Source organism: Nocardia anaemiae NBRC 100462 (assembly GCF_001612725.1).
In the GTDB taxonomy this organism is placed as follows: domain Bacteria; phylum Actinomycetota; class Actinomycetes; order Mycobacteriales; family Mycobacteriaceae; genus Nocardia; species Nocardia anaemiae.
The window spans coordinates 228,760-244,834 of record NZ_BDAZ01000004.1 but is presented as its reverse complement, the minus strand read 5'-3'; the positions used below and the strand labels follow the sequence as shown (position 1 = coordinate 244,834).

Below are 16,075 nucleotides of genomic sequence, written 5' to 3'. Positions count from 1 at the left end.
CCGAACCGACTGAGCTGCCGCACACCTTCGGGGCCTCGCGCATATGGACGCACCGCACGCCACGCCGGACCTTGGTGCCGAAGGTGTGCGTCAGCGCTCGCGCGGCTTCGTGTGCGACACACCGGGCCTGCGTGGCGTGCGTGAACGACAATGCCGATCTTCGGCAACGCGCGGGTGGGGTGGAAACTCGGGGACAACATTGGGTGGCGAAAGATGAATGGCGCGTTGAACTTTCGGCGCGAGTTCCCGGGCGGTTCGGGGTGGCGCGGACCGTCCACGAGATGGTGGTCGGGTTGCGATTCCTGCCCTGAGCTGGGCGGCAGTGGTGTGCAACGATCAGCGGCAGATCAATACGGGCACAGTCGAAGTGGGATTCACCCGCCAGAGATGGGGGTTTCATCGGTGTCGTCACGGCCGAAAATTTCGGTAGGGTTCGGCGGCGCGGGCGGGGATGGGTGCCGTCGCGACCGGAGATCGATGTGACGCCGAGGAGACTGTGGTGGGTGTCGTTACTGTCCGCGAAGAGCAGGCAATTCAGCGGTTGACCGATCGCCTTGTCGACGACTACCCGGCCGATGCGGTCGAGAGCGCGGTCGGCACGGCGCGGCAGCGGTTCGAAGGCCATCCGGTGCGGGAATTCGTTCCGATTCTCATCGAGCGGATCGCACGCAGGGAACTGGCGGCCTCGACGAAACTGGCGGAGTCGGAAAGCGTTGCCGCGCAACAAGGCCCGAACCCGCAGACCGATCCGGCGCGGAGGATGGGCCGAATCCACACGGCTGGCCGCAAATTCGCCGCCGACAAGCGACTCATGGCACTCGCGGCGGCTGCCGCGATCGTTGTCCTCGCGTTGGTCGTCGCCTTCGCGGTGCGCCAGCCCGCCCAACCCGCTCCGGCCAGCGCGACAGCAGCGCTGACCACCGTGCACGGCGTGGTCGGCTCGGAGAAGATGGCCTTCTTCGAAGACCCGCGCGTCGTGGAAGCCTTGGCCCGCAAGGGCGTCGAGGCGCAGGTCGATCCGGCCGGATCGCGACAGATCGCGACCTCCATCGATCTCGGCAAGTACGATTTCGCATTTCCATCGAGTGCGCCTGCGGCGGAACGGATTCAGCGGGTGCGCAATATCAGCACCAAGTACACGCCGTTCTCCTCACCCATGGCGATCGCGACCTTCCAGCCCATCGCCGACCTGCTGACCGCGGCGGGCGTGCTGCGTCCCGGTCCGGTCCCGACCTTCGATATGGCCCGGTACCTCGAACTCGTGCGCAACGATGTCGAATGGGACAAACTCCGCGACAACACCGTCTACCCGGTACACAAGAACATCCTGGTCTCCAGCACCGACCCGCGCACCTCCAACTCCGCCGCCATGTACCTGGCCATCGCCAGCCACGTCGCCAATGACAACACCATCGTGCAGGGCCCGGCCGCCGAGCAGGCAGTGCTGCCCACGGTGTCGCGACTGTTCGTGCGCCAGGGCTACACCGAGAACTCCACCGACGGCCCGTTCCGCGAATATCTCGCGGCGGGAATGGGCCCGACGCCCATGGTCTGGATCTACGAGGCCCAGTACGTCGAGGCGAGCGCGCGCGGTCAGATCAAACCCGGAATGGTGCTGGCCTACCCGTCCCCGACCGTGGTCTCCCAGCACACCCTGGTGCCACTCACCGCGCCCGGTGACCGCATCGGCCGCTTGCTGGCCACCGACCCCGACCTGCAACGCCTCGCCGCCGAACACGGTTTCCGTACCAGCGACCCCAGCCAATTCGCCAAGGTCACCGCCGACAACCACGTCCCGGTGCCCGGCGATGTGATCGATGCGATCGACACCCCGACCATCGACACCCTCGAACACCTCATCGAGAGCGTCACCAAGTCCTACAACTGAGGGCAGCGGGCACCTCGGGGTCGACCCGTGCGCCGCCTTTTCGCCAGGGCATGCACCGGCGACCCATATGTCCAGGTCATGACCGATTGCCGAGGTAGCGCGATCGGAGGATCGTGGAGCACAAAAGGGGACATATCGGATCGGGAGGTCGAGTAGCGGGGGTCGGCGTATTCGAGTAGCCGGACACTCGTGGCATGGGGGCCTACTGAGGCCAGGCTATGGGAGGGGATGAAGAAAGGAGCGTCCCATGAGCGGGATGTTCACCAAGACTGCCAGATATACGGCCAGATATGCGGGTCCATATCGCTCGGCGCCAACGGTCGGCACGCATGGGATGGTGGTCTTCGGCACGGGCACCGACTGCTATTTCTCGCATCGGCCGACGTTCTTCTCGCCGTTCGACTTCCAGGTGCTACTCGATATCGAGTTGGACGAGCGTGGCAGTCGGGCACTCGGCGCAGACCGGCGCACCAGATTCCGTGGCGGCCACGCCTTCGAACCGGTCGACCTCTCGCTCGCCGACCTCGATCCGCGCACGGATCAGCCGCGAACCACGTTCCGAGGCAACCTGGTTCGCGGCCATCTGGATCGGCGCGGCATCGTGATCGCACGCGACGTGGTGGCCACCGTGCGCAACGTCGTTTCCTTCACCCAGCTCGATCCGCATCGCTTGCGCACCGCGGAACTGCTGACTCATCTGTGCTTCGGCCGGGCGGGCAAGATGTATGTGGCGCATCGGATCGTGCGGCGGCCCAGCTTCGATCAAATCGTCTCGGCCCGGCTCATCCCCGGCACCGTCACCGACCTGCTCGGCGCCCCGCTGTCGGTCGATGTCGGCGAGTTGGTATTCGATCAGGCACAGCCGATCATCCTGGGCCAGCGAGATTTCGCGGGGCAACGGTTGCGGGTCGGCGAGATCGCGGTGGCGGCGTTCCATGCGACCGATACCGCGGGCGGGGAGCAGGGCTTCCTCGTCGACCTCGCCGTCGAGCGGCAGCTCTATTTGGAGGTCGCCGACCTGGTGTGAAGTCAATACGCCGCAGGTAGCTGTTCGGGTCGGATCCGATCGGGGTACGAATCGGTCGATGGGAGGACGCCCCCTCGTCGCCCGCCGTTTAATCTTCCGATCATGTCCGAATCGGTCGTGCCCGCCACCGCGTCGCGGCGGATAGCCGAAGTCGACATACTGCGCGGATTCGCACTTTTCGGGATCCTCATCGTGAACGTCGCGGTCGCCACGCTGCTCTGGTCCTTCCACGGCACTGCGGACGATCCGCTCCCCGGTTTCGACGGCTCAATCGACCATTTCGTGAACGCGGTGGTGGAGGCGCTGTTCAGCGGCCGGTTCTATCTGCTGTTCGCATTCCTGTTCGGCTACTCGTTCACCCTGCAGATAGCGGCAGCGCAGCGGGCCGGGGTTTCGGCGAATCCGCGGCTGCTGCGGCGCTGTGCAGCGCTGATGATAATCGGATTGGCGCATGTCTTCCTGCTGTGGATCGGCGACATCCTCACGCTGTACGCGTTTCTGTGCCTGTTTCTGATCCTGCTGCGGTGGTTGCGGCCACGGGTGGCGGTCGTCAGCGGGGTGGTGTTGTATCTCGCGTGGTCGATCTGGGCGTTCCTGCCGGGTTCCGGTGGAATTGCCGAGGTTGCGGAGCTGCTCGATGTGGTGGCATTGCACGACGGCTATACGGGCAGCTTCGGCGATACCTTCACGATGCAGGTGTCCGAGGCGCCGCTGTGGATCATCCTGATCTGGATCACCCAGGGCGTTCCGGCGCTGGGCATGTTCCTGATCGGGATGGCGGCCGGTCAACGCAAGCTGTTCGCTGAACCGGAGACAGTGCGCCGCTTGGCACCTCGGGTGTTCATCGGTGGGCTGGTGGTCGGATTGCCGGTATCGGCGGTGACATTCACGGCTGGGATGGGTTGGCTGGAACCGCCGTCGTACTGGAACGGGATCCAGGAAGTGGTCAACCCGCTCATGACCTTCGCCTACATCGCGGGGGTGATCATGCTGACCCGATCAGCCCGCACCGCACGGTATACGGCGCTGCTCGCCCCGGCCGGTCGGATGGCGGCCTCCAACTACATCATGCAGTCGGTGGTATTGATGGTGATCTACACCGGCTACGGATTCGCCCTAGCCGATGATGTGCCACCGGCGGGCGTCATCGGGATCGCGTTGGTGACCTATGCCGCGCAGCTCGCATTCAGTCACTGGTGGTTGCGCGGTCATGCGTACGGGCCGGTGGAATGGGTACTTCGCGCCGCGACATATCTGTCGGTCCCGGCTTGGCGGCGTCGGCCGGAATACGTTCCCGCGCAATCGGATCGACGGGATTGACGATAGTGAGCATGCACTGGTCCGTCGGCACCGGCGAGATCTGCTAGGTCTCGACGAAACGTGCACGCTCAGTATCGGCCGCACGGCTCGGCCTCTCTGCGTGGGTCAGTGATCCGCAGTGACCGTCAGCGCTTCCAGCAGGGCACGAGCGAATTCGTTCGGGGTTTCCCGCACACCACTGTGCCCACCCGGGAACTCGACCAGCGGTCGATCCAACTGGCTCGCGAGAGTTTCCGCGGTCCGATAGGGGAGCTGGCCACGGGTTTCGCGACCCGCGGCGAGCACAAGGCGGTCCACGACAGCGGCGAGCGCGGCCGTATCGGGGCGGTAATCGGTGACCGCGCGCAGTTCATGAGCGAACATCAGCGGTGCGTTGCCCATCAGCCGTCCGAGCATTTCGGCGGTGCGAGCCGGGACCTCGGCCGCATCGGGCAGCGGCTTCGAGGTGACACCCACCGCCTGCATGAATCGCCCGCCCGCGACTGCGGGCCCCTGGTCACGGGCGAGTTCGACCACCTCCTCGACCATGGCCCGGTGCGCGTGCGCATCCGGCAGGACCGCGAAGCACGGCGGCTCGTGGGCGAGGACCAGACGCAGCCGTTCCGGATGCCGGGCCAGCAGGTCCAGTGCGACGACCGCGCCACCGCTGACACCCGCGACATAGGCGAATTCGCCTGCGGGCGTGGGGTTTTCGATGAGGCGGTGTGCATCATCGCTGAGAACTTCCATGCGCTGGTCCACGGGCTCGGGAGTGTCCAGGACGCTGCGCGAGTAACCACGCGGATCGGCGGCGACGACGGTGAAGTGCTCGGCGAGAGCATCGGCGATCGGGTCGAAGATCCCGGCGTCGCCGCCACTGCCCGGCAGCAGGAGCAGCACCGGGCCGTTGCCACGCACCTCGAAATACAAGGTGGCGCCGGGCACTTCGAGGGTTTCGGATCTCACTGTTGTTTCGCTTTCTCGTCGGTCGGCCAGTGGGTGAGCGTGATGTGCAGGGCGTCGATAATGCGGTCCCAGGAGGCGGTGGTGGAGCGGGCGTGGCCGAAGCCGCCGCTCGCTTCCAGGTTGGCATATCCGTGAAAAGTGCTGCGTAACAGGCGAACCGCGTCGGTGATATCGGGTTCGTCGAGCCCGTAGGCGCGCAGCATCCCGTAGGTCAGGTCGATGGCGCGCCGCCCACCGGTCCAATCGGCGGCCACGGCGGGGTCCATCGACATCTGGGTGGCGGCATAGCGACCGGGATGGTCCAGGGCGTAGCGCCGCCACTCGTCGGCAAAGGCCGCGAGCGCATCCCGTCCCGCGCGTCCGGCCACCGCCGCGGCGATGCGGTCGGTCTTCTCGTCACCGGCCAGCATCGCTACTCGGTTGCGCAGATCCTCGAGGTTTTTGATGTGCGAGTACAGGCTCGCGTCCTTGACGCCGAACTTCCTGGCCAGCGCGGCGACGGTGATGTTGTCGAAACCGACCTCATCGGCGAGTTCCGCCGCCGCCAGCGTGATCCGCTCGCGGGTCAAACCGGCGCGTGGCGACATCGCACCTCCTGTACCTAGGGTACCCTAGTTATATCCTAGGCGCCCTAGTTTTTGCAAGTGTTGGAGTGCCTCCCCAACCATCGCCGTAACAGTGGTCCACGAACCGCCGACCAGCTCAACCGCGACCAACTCGCGCTCGGGATATCCCTCTCCGACCGGACGCTTCGAGAACTCGATGACCCTGAAAGGGTTCCCACGCGTGCGTTTGGTAGACGAAAGTGCTTAGTACGCAACACCGTTGCGGTCAATGCCGCTAGGGGATAGGAGCCCCGGCCTCGAGGAAGAACAGGCCCGCGATGGTTTCGTCCTTGTGCATGGACACTCGGAACTCGCCGGGCTTTCGCTCCATGCTCAACGGCACGCTCACAACGGTGAGATCGCCCCGCGTGACATCTTGCGGATCCCCGTGCGATTGATAGCGGCCGAACGCCCCTTGATACGCCGTCCAGCTCGACGAGAGATTACCTGAGGGCAGTTTTTTCTTCATCGCGTCATCGAAATGGGAGGTGGCCGCGGTGAAGTCTGCGCGCACGATGGCATCCAAGGTTTGCAGGGCGATCTGATCGTCCTGACTATTCGCTCCCGTTGCCGTCGCGGATGTCATCCCCTCGTGCGTATCTGTGTTCGATCCGCACGCGCTGACCGGCGTCAGCGCGCCTACGACCAGTACGGCAATTGTGATCAATCGATACCTGACACCACGTGTGGTGGCCTTGGTGGATCTTGTGACCATGGCTGCTCCAGGTTGGCTCGGAAATTCACATCGGTGACCGTCCGAATCAGGGCACAGCATTCCTCAGCAATCCGCGCCCGGCCAATTTAGCACGAGGATTCTCCACCAGGCGGTGGCACGATCGATACGTGACCCACGGTTGTCATCGTCAGCGGGTGCGATTCGCCGAACCCGCGACAGTTGAATTCGCGAGCTCACGAGGCCGTGCCCGCGGTGTACACAACGGAAGTTTCGGGAGAAGTCGGTGGCGGACCGATTAATTCGTGCGGCCGGGCCGGTCAACATTCTCGGCATACCATGACTATTTGTTCGAGGAGATCTTGATGAGCCCGACTTCGACCGCGACCACGCACACTCTCGACGTGCCGGGGGCGCGGCTGCACTACGAGGTGCGCGGTGCCGGACCGCTGGTCGTATTGGTCGGCGCACCGATGGATGCGGCGGCCTTCGGGCCGCTGGCGGAACTGCTCGCCACCGACTACACCGTGCTCACCACCGACCCGCGCGGGCACCAGGGCAGCGTGCTCGACGACCCGGAGCAGGACTCGACACCGCAGCTGCGCGCCGACGACCTGGCCTGCCTCATCACCCACCTCGGCATCGGCCCCGCAATGGTATTCGGCTCCAGCGGCGGCGCTGTCAGTGCATTGGCATTGGCCCAATCTCAGCCGGACCTGGTCACCACCGTGATCGCCCACGAACCGCCGCTGGGTGAACTCCTCGACGATCGTGACCAGGTGCGCGCCGGAACCGAAGATGTGATCGCCACCTACCGCAGCGGCGATACGCTCGGCGCGTGGCGCAAGTTCATGGCCAACGCGAACATCATGATGCCGGAACCGGTGCTACAGCAGGTATTCGGCGGCGAGCGCGACCCGCGCCAGCTGGCCAGCGAGCGCTACTGGTTCGATCACGAGCTGCGCGGCACCACTATGTGGGAGCCGAATATCACTGTGCTGCAATCGACTCCGGCCCGCATCGTGATCGGCATCGGCTCCAAATCGACCGGCCAGCACTGCGATCGCACGTCGCGGGCGCTCGGCGCAGCCATCGGGGTGACTCCAACCGTATTCCCCGGCGGACACACCGGATTCGTCGAGGACCCAACCGGTTTCGCCGTCCGGGTGCGTGCGGTACTCGGAGGTGCTGCTTAGCATGGCCGCACCGCAGTGATGTTTCCGAATCCATGTCTCACGTCTCGGACCGGGCCTGCTAAACAGCCAGTGTCGGTGACGCCGGGGCGGGCTGGGGAGGAGGTTCATAGGTCCGCCATGCCTCAGCCAAGCGGCGTGCGGCCTCGCGCAGGCTGTCGGGATCGGCGACAAAGCTGATTCGGACGTAATCGCTGCTGCCGCCAGAGGCATCGAGACCGGCGCCGGGCAGGATCGCGACGCCGTGTCGCAGGGCTCGCTGGGCGAACGAGGTGCCATCCCCGCGGGATAGCCGGATCCATAGGGTCTGGCCGCCGGACACCGGAGGGACCTCCCATTCCGGCAGGCGCTCGCTCAGCTCGGTCACCAGAATGTCGTGGCTTTCCTTGCGCTGCTGCGTGATTCGCTCTCGCAACCGGTCGAGGTCACGCAGCAGCCAGGCGGCGGCCAACTGCGCTGGGATATTGCCGCCCAGATCGTGCACGGCACGCAGCCGGGCCAACTGGGCGATGACCGGGATCGGTGCACGCACCCAGCCGACACGCAGCCCGCCCCAGACGATCTTGCTGAGCGAACCTACGGATATCACCGACTCGTCCAGGGCTGCCAGGGGCGGTGGTGGCGGATCGGTGCCCGGAAATCCGAGATCGGTCAGCACCTCGTCGTCGATCAGCGGCACTCCGGCCGTTCTCGCCGACTCGACCAGTCTCCGCCGGGCCAGCGCAGGAAGCAGCGCGCCCGTGGGATTCTGGTAGGTCGCCACGATATACGCGAGTGCCGCCGGGGTCACCGTGCCGAGGCCCACCGGACCAGTCTGCGGGATCGCCGCGACCTCCCGAAACGCCTCCAGCGCACCGGGATACGTCGGCGCCTCCACCAGTATCCGGTCGCCGGGCCGGAGCAGTGCGCGGGCGAGCAGCGACAGCGCCTGCTGCCCGCCACCGGTGACGAGAATCTGTTCTGGATCGGTCGGCACGCCGCGTGCCCGGTATCGATCGGCGATCGCGTTGCGCAACAGCGGATGTCCGGTCGGCCGATAACCTATATCGCCCTCGACCGCAGCGAGTTCGGGCACGATGTGCCGATACGCCTGGGTCACCTCGGGCGGCGGTGTCGCAGGGGCGGCGCAGGCGAGCGCGATGACATCGGCGTCCGGTTCGAGCAGCTGCAGGAACGCCGGAGAATGGGTGGTCTCGCGCGCCGGAACTGCTGCGGATCCCGCGACCCGGGTACCGCTGCCCTGCCTGCGCACCACCCGGCCCTCCACGCTGAGCAGGTCATAGGCCGCCACAACCGTACTGCGCCCTACCGCAAGTACTTTCGCGAGAGCGCGGTCGGGCGGCAACGGCATACCCGGCCGCAGTTCACCGTCATCGATCAGCGTCCGCAATCGTCCGGCCAACAGCAAATAGAGCGGCCCGCGGTCGGCGGACCAGCGGCCGAGCCGGTCGGCAAGTTCGATTGGCTTCATGCGCAAACCAATTCTGCCCGATTGGCTCTAGGGGCGCGACCCCTGTCGTCACGAGGATGAAGTCATGAGCAAGATCTCCATCACCGATGTCATCGACAACCTGACCGGACCATGGCAGCCGCGGGACCTGGCCACCGCCAATGACGCCGTGGTCCGCATCGCTCGCTTCCACGGCGCATTCCCCTGGCACCACCACGACGAGGACGAGCTGTTTCTGTGCTGGAACGGCGCCTTCCGCATCGAATTGCGGGGCCGCGAGCCGGTGACGCTCGGTCCTGGTGAGATTTTCGTCGTTCCGCGCGGAGTCGAGCATCGGCCGGTGGCCGAGAAACCGGCTCACGGGATCATGATCGAACGCCCAGAAACCAAACAGTACGGCAACTGAGCACGATCGGAGCCGGACGCAAGCTCATCCGGCTCCGAGCACCTCTTCCCAAAACGTGAGAGCAGCGGAATGTTCGTGGCAGGGTGAAGGGATGAGTCGTGGTGTGTTGGTGACGGGTGCTTCGCGGGGGATCGGGCGGGCGATTGCTGTGGCATTCGCTGAGAACGGCGACCGGGTGGCGGTGCATTACTCCTCCGGGCGCGCAGATGCCGAGGAGACGTTGCGGCGGTTGCCGGGTGACGGGCATGTCCTCGTCGAAGGCGATATCGGTTCGCCGGAAGCCGCCGAAGCGATCGTCGCGGCGGCGGTCGAGGGGCTCGGCACCGTGCACGTGCTGGTCAACAATGCAGCGGTGAACCTTCCGCATCCCCTCGCGAAAACCTCGTACGCGGACTGGCAGCAGGTGTGGCGCAAGACCATGGACGTCAACCTTTTCGGCACGGCCAATATCTCCTACTGCGCCGCCCGCCACATGATCGATAACGAGGTGCCGGGCCGCATCATCAATATCGGATCCCGCGGCGCATTCCGCGGTGAACCCGACTATCCCGCCTATGGTGCCACGAAGGCAGGCGTCCATGCCCTCGGCCAATCGCTCGCGGTGTATTTGGCCCCCTACGGAATTGCCGTCGCCTCGGTGGCACCGGGATTCGTCGCAACCGAACGTGTCGCGTCCCGCGTCACCGACGAGGTCCGCGCTCAGAGCCCCTTCGACCGCGTTGCCCAACCCGAAGAAATCGCCTCCGCCGTCCGCTATCTCGCCTCGCCGGAAGCCACATGGAGCTCCGGCGCAGTCCTGAACGTCAACGGAGCCTCGTACCTGCACTGATCGGCTAGGGGGACACATGACACAGCAGCTACCACCTTGGCCCAACACGCCACCGACCTACGGCCCGATCATCCTGCGGGAGTACACCGAAGCCGACACCCACCTCGCGATCGAGATGGGCGCGGACCCGTACATCCCGTTGATCGGGAGCTTGCCGGCTTTCCCGACCGCCACCGAGGCACTGGACTGGGTGCACCGTCAACGCGGCAGGCACGCCGAAGGAATCGGTTTCTCCTTCGCCATAGCCGACGCCGAAACCGGCAACGCTGTCGGCGGGATCGGTCTTTGGCTGCAAAACCTGGCGAAAGGCCGAGCGGCAGTGGGATATTCGGTCTCCCCGGCCCACCGCGGCCGTGGATTCGCCGGTGCCGCCCTACAAGCCCTGACGACTTTCGCCTGGACCATCCCCAGCCTGCACCGCATCGAGCTCTATATCGAGCCATGGAATACCGGCTCGATCCGCGTCGCGGAATCCGGCGGATACTTCCGCGAAGGCCTGCTGCACAGCTACGAGGAAATCGGCGGCACCCGACGCGACATGCTCATCTACGCCGCCACACGCGACGCGGGCGCATCGTGAAACACGACATCGCCGCACCAGAGTCGGGTGCGGCGATGTCGTCAGGGACTCAGCGGACGAAAGTTGATGCGCGGTCGGACAAGTCGAGCAGCGTTTGCGGGATGATGCCGAGCAGGACGGTGGCGCCCGCGGTGAATGCGACGACCGTCGTGGTGAGGAATGGGGCGGCGACGGTCGGGGCGTCGGTGGGTGGGTCGGTGAAGAACATCAGGACAATGACGCGGATGTAGAAGAAGGCGGCGATGGCGCTCGAGATGACACCGACGATCACCAGGTAGGTGGCGTCGCCGGAGGCGGCGGCTTGGAAGACCGCGAACTTCGCGACGAAGCCACCGGTGAGGGGCAGGCCAGCGAAGGAGAGCAGGAACAGGGCGAAAACCGTTGCCAGCCAGGGGGAGCGGCGGCCGAGACCGGCCCACTGGGACATCGCGGTGGCCTCGTCACCTTCGATATCGCGAACCAGGCTGACCACCGCGAACGCGCCGAGCGTGCCCAGGCCGTATGCCAACAGATAGAACAGGATGGCCGAGGTACCCGCCTCGTTCGCCGCGGCGAGACCGGTCAGGATGAATCCGGCATGCGCGACCGAGGAGTAGGCGAGCATGCGTTTGACGTCGGTCTGGGTGATCGCCATGACCGCACCGATCACCATGGTCGCGATGGCGATGGCGGCGAGCACCGGACGCCAGTCGTCCCGCAGACCGGGCACGGCGATCTGCAGCACCCGCAACAGCGCACCGACCGCGGCGATCTTGGTCGCCGCGGCCATGAAACCGGTAACCGAACTCGGCGCGCCCTGATACACATCCGGCACCCAGGACTGGAACGGTACCGCGCCGATCTTGAACAGCAACCCCACCGCCAGCATCGCTACCCCCAGCAATGCCAGGGTGGTGTTCTGCGGATGCTGAGTTATCGCATCGGCGATCCCACCGAGCTTGACCGTCCCGGCCTGCCCGTACAACAGCGCGACGCCATAGAGGAAGAACGCGGACGAAAACGCCCCGAGCAGAAAGTATTTCAGCGCCGCTTCCTGCGAGAGCAGCCGCTTGCGCCGCGCCAGCCCACACAGCAGATACAGCGGCAGCGACAACACCTCCAACGCCACGAACATGGTCAGCAGATCATTCGACGCCGGAAACAGCAGCAGCCCACCGATCGCGAGCATGGTCAGCGGGAACACCTCGGTGGTCGCGACACCGGCACGGACAGCAGCCATTTCACCCGCACTACCAGGCACCGCGGAGGCCTGCGGCGTGAACGCGTCCACACCACCACCGACGGCGGCAGCGGCCACACTCCACGTCCCGGGACCGGACCGCACCCGCGGCCGTGGCTCCGCGCCGCGCTCGGCCATGAACAGCAGCGCCAGAATCGACACCACCAGAATCGTGCCCTGCAGAAACAGCGTCACGCCGTCGATCGCCACCGCACCGACCATCGCGGTCGCCTCGGTGCCGGACAACCGCAGCACCGCGACCAGCGCCGCCACCAACCCGGCCAGCCCGAGCGGCACCTGGATGGCATACCGGTGCCGACGCGGCGCGAACGCCTCGACGAGCACCCCGACCACCGCCACCCCGAACACGATCAGCATCGGCGACAACTTGGCGTATTCGATACTCGGCGCGGGCATACTCGCCGCGAGCAGACTGCTCATTTGTGGGCACCTCCGTGATCGGCCCCCGCTGCGGGGATCGCGGGCGTCTTCGGCGCGGGATCGTGGACGCCGATGGTGGTCAGCGTCTGACCCACCGCGGGATTGATGAAGTCCAGCACCGGTTTCGGATAGACACCGAGGAACAGCAGCGCCGCGATCAACGGCACCACCACCGCCACCTCGCGCGGCACCAGGTCATAGAGCCGCTCGTTGCCCTCCTTGACCGGCCCGGTCATCATCCGCTGGTACATCCACAGCACATACAGCGCCGCCAATACCAACGCTGCGGTCGCGATCACCGCCGCCAATCCGTAGCGGGTGAATGTGCCGAGGAGCACCAGGAATTCGCTGATGAACGGCGCGAGACCGGGCAGTGACAGGGTGGCGAGACCGGCGATCAAGAAGGTGCCCGCCAGCACCGGTGCCACCTTCTGCACCCCGCCGTAGGCGGCGATGGCCCGAGTTCCCCTGCGCGACACCAGGAATCCCGCGATCAGGAACAGTGCCGCGGTCGATATGCCATGGTTGACCATGTACAGCGTGGCCCCGGTCTGCCCCTGACTGGTCATCGCGAAGATGCCGAGAATGATGAAGCCGAAGTGCGAGATCGAGGTGTAGGCGATCAGCCGCATCACATCGGTCTGTCCGATGGCCAGCAGCGCGCCGTAGATGATGCCGATCACCGCGAGCGTGATCACCAGGGGCGCATAGGTTCCCGAGGCGTCCGGGAACAGCAGCAGACAGTATCGCAACATACCGAAGGTGCCGACCTTGTCGACCACCGCCATCATCAGCACCGCACTCGACGGCGTCGCCGCCACCGCGGCATCGGGCAGCCAGGTGTGCAACGGCCACAGCGGCGCCTTCACCGCGAAGGCGAACATGAACCCGAGGAACAGTGCGTTCAGCACCGCCGGACCGGCACCGAGCTGTCCGGCATTGGCCGCCGTCACCACGGTGCGGAAATCGAAGGTGCCCGACGATCCGGATCCGAGTCCCTGCCGCGCGGTGAGCACATACAACCCGATCACCGCGGCCAACATGATCAGACCGCCGAACAGGTTGTACAGCAGGAACTTCACCGCCGCCCGCGAGCGCTGCTGGCGATGGGCCAGATCGGCACTGCGCGGCCCGAATCCGCCGATGAGGAAGTACATCGGGACGAGCATCGCCTCGAAGAACACGTAGAACAGCAGAATATCCAGCGAGACAAAGGAAATCAGCACCATCGCCTCGACGAGCAACGTCAACGCGACATAGGTGTGCGACACCCGACGCCCGCTGCCGACCTCGCGCTCATCGTTCCAACCGGCCAGGATCAGCAGCGGCACCAGCGCCGCGGTGAGCAGCACCAGCACCAGCGCGATCCCGTCCAACCCCAGCGTGTAACCCGCGCCGAAGGCCGGAATCCACTCATGCGATTCGACGAACTGATATTGCGCCCCACCGGGTTCGAAGCGCACGGCCAAAACGATGCCGAGCACCAACACCGCCGAGGCGACACCGAATGCCAGCCCGCGGGCCAGGGTGCGCCGCGAAGCGGGCAATAGCAGCACCACCACCGCGCCGACGACGGGCAGCAACCACAGCGTGGTCAACCAGGGATACTCACTCACCAGAGCCTCACTGCCAGCAGGGCGGCGGCCACCAGTGCCGCGCCGGTGAACATGGACAGGGCATAGGACCGCACGAACCCGGACTGCACCTTCCGGATGCGCCCGGACAATCCGCCGATCAATGCGGCGGTCCCGTTGACGATGCCGTCGATGCCGCGATTGTCGAGGAAGACCAGCGACCGCGTCAGATACGCACCCGGACGCATGAATACGCCCTCGTTGAACGCGTCGCCGTAGAGATCCTTGCGCGCCGCGACGGTCAATGCCGATACCGCTTCCGGTGCGGTCTCGGGAACCTCACGCTGGGCGTACTGGTAGTAGGCGAAGCCGATTCCGACAGCGACCACGAGCAGCGCCAGCGCGGTCACCACACCCGCGGGCACGACCTCCTCGCCGTGATGCGCCCCGACCACGGGTTCGAGCCAGTTCTGCAGCGACGACCCGAGGACGAACAGCCCACCCGCGGCCACCGAACCGATCGCGAGCAGAATCATCGGGCCGGTCATCACCGCTGGTGCCTCATGCGGATGGGTATCTGGCTTCCAGCGTCGCTCGCCGAAGAACGTCATCATCATCACGCGCGTCATGTAGAACGCGGTCAACCCGGCACCGAATAACGTCACCGCGCCCAAAGCCAAACCGCTTGCGCCGCCTTGGTTGAACGCCGCCTCGATGATCCGATCCTTGGAGAAGAATCCGGCGAACGGCGGCACTCCGATAATCGCCAGATAGCCGAGCCCGAAGGTGACGTAGGTGACCGGCAGCAGTTTGCGCAGTCCGCCGTAGCGGTGCATATCGGTTTCGTCGTCCATCGCGTGCATGACCGATCCGGCTCCGAGGAACAGCCCGGCCTTGAAGAAGCCGTGGGTGAGCAGATGCATGATGGCGATCGCGTATCCGGCCGGGCCGAGGCCCGCGGCCAGCACCATGTACCCGATCTGGCTCATGGTGGATGCCGCAAGTGCCTTCTTGATGTCGTCCTTCGCGCAACCGACGATCGCACCGAACAGCAGCGTCACCGCACCCACCAGCACCACGCCGAGGCGCGCGTTGGGCGCGAGATCGAAGATCGGTCCGGAGCGCGCGATCAGATACACACCTGCCGTCACCATGGTGGCCGCGTGGATGAGCGCGGAGACCGGTGTCGGACCTTCCATCGCGTCACCGAGCCAGGACTGCAGCGGCACCTGCGCGGACTTACCGCACGCGGCCAGCAACAGCAACAACCCGATCGCGGTGAGCGTGCCCTCGCCCGCCTGCGGCGCGGTCGCGAACACCGAGCCGAAGTCGATCGAGCCGAAGGTCGCGAACATGGTGAACATGGCGATCGCCAACCCCATATCACCGACCCGGTTCACCACGAACGCCTTCTTGGCGGCGGTCGCCGCGGTCGGCTTGTGGTACCAGAAACCGATCAGCAGGTACGAGGCCAGACCGACGCCCTCCCAGCCCAGATACAGCACCAGGTAGTTGTCCGCCAGCACCAGCAGCAGCATGGCCGCCAGGAACAGATTCAGGTAGGCGAAGAATCGCCGCCGTCCCGGATCGTGGTTCATGTAGCCGACTGAGTAGATGTGGATCAGCGATCCGACGCCGGTGATCAGCAGCGCGAAACATACTGAGAGCTGGTCCAATTGGAGGCTGAAGTCCACCCGCAACCCATCGACGGGCACCCAGCTGAAGAAGTCCTTGTGGATCGCGCGGGCGGCATCGGCACGGTCGAGCATGTGGAAGAAGGCGACGGCGGCGAAGCCGAACGAGGCCAGCGCGGTGGCACAGCCGAGCAGATGCCCCCACTTATCGCTGTAGCGTCCGACCAGCAGCAGCACGACGGCCCCGGCCAGCGGCAGGGCGGGCAGTATCCAGAGCGTTGCGGTATCCAC

Annotated in this window: 14 protein-coding genes; 7 read left to right on the top strand and 7 right to left on the bottom strand. The window is 65.7% G+C overall.

What is annotated here, in order from left to right:
• Nucleotides 1-499: 499 nt before the first annotated feature.
• The 3 genes from NA5_RS04545 to NA5_RS04535 all read left to right on the top strand — a co-directional run bounded on the left by NA5_RS04545 (nt 500) and on the right by NA5_RS04535 (nt 4,235).
• A complete protein-coding gene (locus tag NA5_RS04545; protein ID WP_245672087.1) occupies nt 500-1,888 on the top strand; it encodes a three-helix bundle dimerization domain-containing protein in 1,389 nt (462 codons plus the stop codon).
• Nucleotides 1,889-2,135: 247 nt separating this feature from the next.
• Complete coding sequence (locus tag NA5_RS04540) at nt 2,136-2,915, top strand: hypothetical protein (protein ID WP_157110217.1); 780 nt, start codon at nt 2,136-2,138, stop codon at nt 2,913-2,915.
• Between the two features lie 102 nt (nt 2,916-3,017).
• Complete coding sequence (locus NA5_RS04535) at nt 3,018-4,235, top strand: DUF418 domain-containing protein (RefSeq protein WP_062982157.1); 1,218 nt, start codon at nt 3,018-3,020, stop codon at nt 4,233-4,235.
• A 105-nt stretch (nt 4,236-4,340) separates the two neighbouring features.
• On the opposite strand, the gene NA5_RS04530 is transcribed toward NA5_RS04535, so the two are convergent.
• The 3 genes from NA5_RS04530 to NA5_RS04520 form a co-directional block, all read right to left on the bottom strand.
• A complete protein-coding gene (locus NA5_RS04530; RefSeq protein WP_062982155.1) occupies nt 4,341-5,180 on the bottom strand; it encodes an alpha/beta fold hydrolase in 840 nt (279 codons plus the stop codon).
• Nucleotides 5,177-5,767: a TetR/AcrR family transcriptional regulator gene (locus tag NA5_RS04525; RefSeq protein ID WP_062982153.1), complete on the bottom strand. Its 591-nt coding sequence runs from the start codon at nt 5,765-5,767 to the stop codon at nt 5,177-5,179. Before NA5_RS04525 ends, NA5_RS04530 begins: the two co-directional genes overlap by 4 nt.
• A gap of 253 nt (nt 5,768-6,020) precedes the next feature.
• A complete protein-coding gene (locus NA5_RS04520; RefSeq protein ID WP_169811261.1) occupies nt 6,021-6,500 on the bottom strand; it encodes a DUF3887 domain-containing protein in 480 nt (159 codons plus the stop codon).
• Nucleotides 6,501-6,823: 323 nt separating this feature from the next.
• Here NA5_RS04520 and NA5_RS04515 point away from each other — a divergent pair, with 323 nt between their 5' ends.
• Complete coding sequence (locus NA5_RS04515) at nt 6,824-7,654, top strand: alpha/beta fold hydrolase (RefSeq protein WP_062982418.1); 831 nt, start codon at nt 6,824-6,826, stop codon at nt 7,652-7,654.
• 58 nt (nt 7,655-7,712) lie between these two features.
• Here NA5_RS04515 and NA5_RS04510 read toward each other — a convergent pair whose 3' ends face one another.
• On the bottom strand, nt 7,713-9,122 hold the full coding sequence (locus tag NA5_RS04510) for an aminotransferase-like domain-containing protein (RefSeq protein WP_062982149.1): 1,410 nt from the start codon (nt 9,120-9,122) through the stop codon (nt 7,713-7,715).
• A 64-nt stretch (nt 9,123-9,186) separates the two neighbouring features.
• Between NA5_RS04510 and NA5_RS04505 the strand changes: the two genes are divergently transcribed.
• The 3 genes from NA5_RS04505 to NA5_RS04495 all read left to right on the top strand — a co-directional run bounded on the left by NA5_RS04505 (nt 9,187) and on the right by NA5_RS04495 (nt 10,916).
• Nucleotides 9,187-9,507 (top strand): cupin domain-containing protein, encoded by a 321-nt coding sequence (locus tag NA5_RS04505; protein WP_062982147.1) that lies wholly within the window; start codon nt 9,187-9,189, stop codon nt 9,505-9,507.
• A gap of 91 nt (nt 9,508-9,598) precedes the next feature.
• Nucleotides 9,599-10,336 (top strand): SDR family NAD(P)-dependent oxidoreductase, encoded by a 738-nt coding sequence (locus NA5_RS04500; protein ID WP_062982145.1) that lies wholly within the window; start codon nt 9,599-9,601, stop codon nt 10,334-10,336.
• A 16-nt stretch (nt 10,337-10,352) separates the two neighbouring features.
• Entirely contained in the window at nt 10,353-10,916 is a 564-nt protein-coding gene (locus NA5_RS04495) for a GNAT family N-acetyltransferase (protein WP_062982143.1), read from the top strand.
• Nucleotides 10,917-10,965: 49 nt separating this feature from the next.
• Here the strand turns inward: NA5_RS04495 and nuoN are convergent, their stop codons facing one another.
• The 3 genes from nuoN to nuoL are packed head-to-tail and all read right to left on the bottom strand — an operon-like array spanning nt 10,966 to nt 16,075.
• Nucleotides 10,966-12,576, bottom strand: a complete 1,611-nt coding sequence (nuoN, locus tag NA5_RS04490) for an NADH-quinone oxidoreductase subunit NuoN (protein ID WP_062982141.1) — start codon at nt 12,574-12,576, stop codon at nt 10,966-10,968.
• The gene (locus tag NA5_RS04485) at nt 12,573-14,192 is read right to left on the bottom strand and encodes an NADH-quinone oxidoreductase subunit M (RefSeq protein WP_157110216.1); all 1,620 of its coding nucleotides are present in this window, start codon (nt 14,190-14,192) and stop codon (nt 12,573-12,575) included. Before NA5_RS04485 ends, nuoN begins: the two co-directional genes overlap by 4 nt.
• Complete coding sequence (nuoL, locus tag NA5_RS04480; RefSeq protein WP_062982137.1) at nt 14,189-16,075, bottom strand: NADH-quinone oxidoreductase subunit L; 1,887 nt, start codon at nt 16,073-16,075, stop codon at nt 14,189-14,191. Before nuoL ends, NA5_RS04485 begins: the two co-directional genes overlap by 4 nt.

What these genes read in the sequence shown, in the direction of transcription:
- NA5_RS04500 (WP_062982145.1), top strand. Translation starts at nt 9,599, where the DNA reads ATGAGTCGTGGTGTGTTGGTGACGGGTGCTTCGCGGGGGATCGGGCGG.
- NA5_RS04515 (WP_062982418.1), top strand. Translation starts at nt 6,824, where the DNA reads ATGAGCCCGACTTCGACCGCGACCACGCACACTCTCGACGTGCCGGGG.
- nuoN (WP_062982141.1), bottom strand. Translation starts at nt 12,576, where the DNA reads ATGAGCAGTCTGCTCGCGGCGAGTATGCCCGCGCCGAGTATCGAATAC.
- NA5_RS04520 (WP_169811261.1), bottom strand. Translation starts at nt 6,500, where the DNA reads ATGGTCACAAGATCCACCAAGGCCACCACACGTGGTGTCAGGTATCGA.
- NA5_RS04510 (WP_062982149.1), bottom strand. Translation starts at nt 9,122, where the DNA reads ATGAAGCCAATCGAACTTGCCGACCGGCTCGGCCGCTGGTCCGCCGAC.
- NA5_RS04495 (WP_062982143.1), top strand. Translation starts at nt 10,353, where the DNA reads ATGACACAGCAGCTACCACCTTGGCCCAACACGCCACCGACCTACGGC.
- NA5_RS04540 (WP_157110217.1), top strand. Translation starts at nt 2,136, where the DNA reads ATGAGCGGGATGTTCACCAAGACTGCCAGATATACGGCCAGATATGCG.
- NA5_RS04525 (WP_062982153.1), bottom strand. Translation starts at nt 5,767, where the DNA reads ATGTCGCCACGCGCCGGTTTGACCCGCGAGCGGATCACGCTGGCGGCG.
- NA5_RS04505 (WP_062982147.1), top strand. Translation starts at nt 9,187, where the DNA reads ATGAGCAAGATCTCCATCACCGATGTCATCGACAACCTGACCGGACCA.
- NA5_RS04535 (WP_062982157.1), top strand. Translation starts at nt 3,018, where the DNA reads ATGTCCGAATCGGTCGTGCCCGCCACCGCGTCGCGGCGGATAGCCGAA.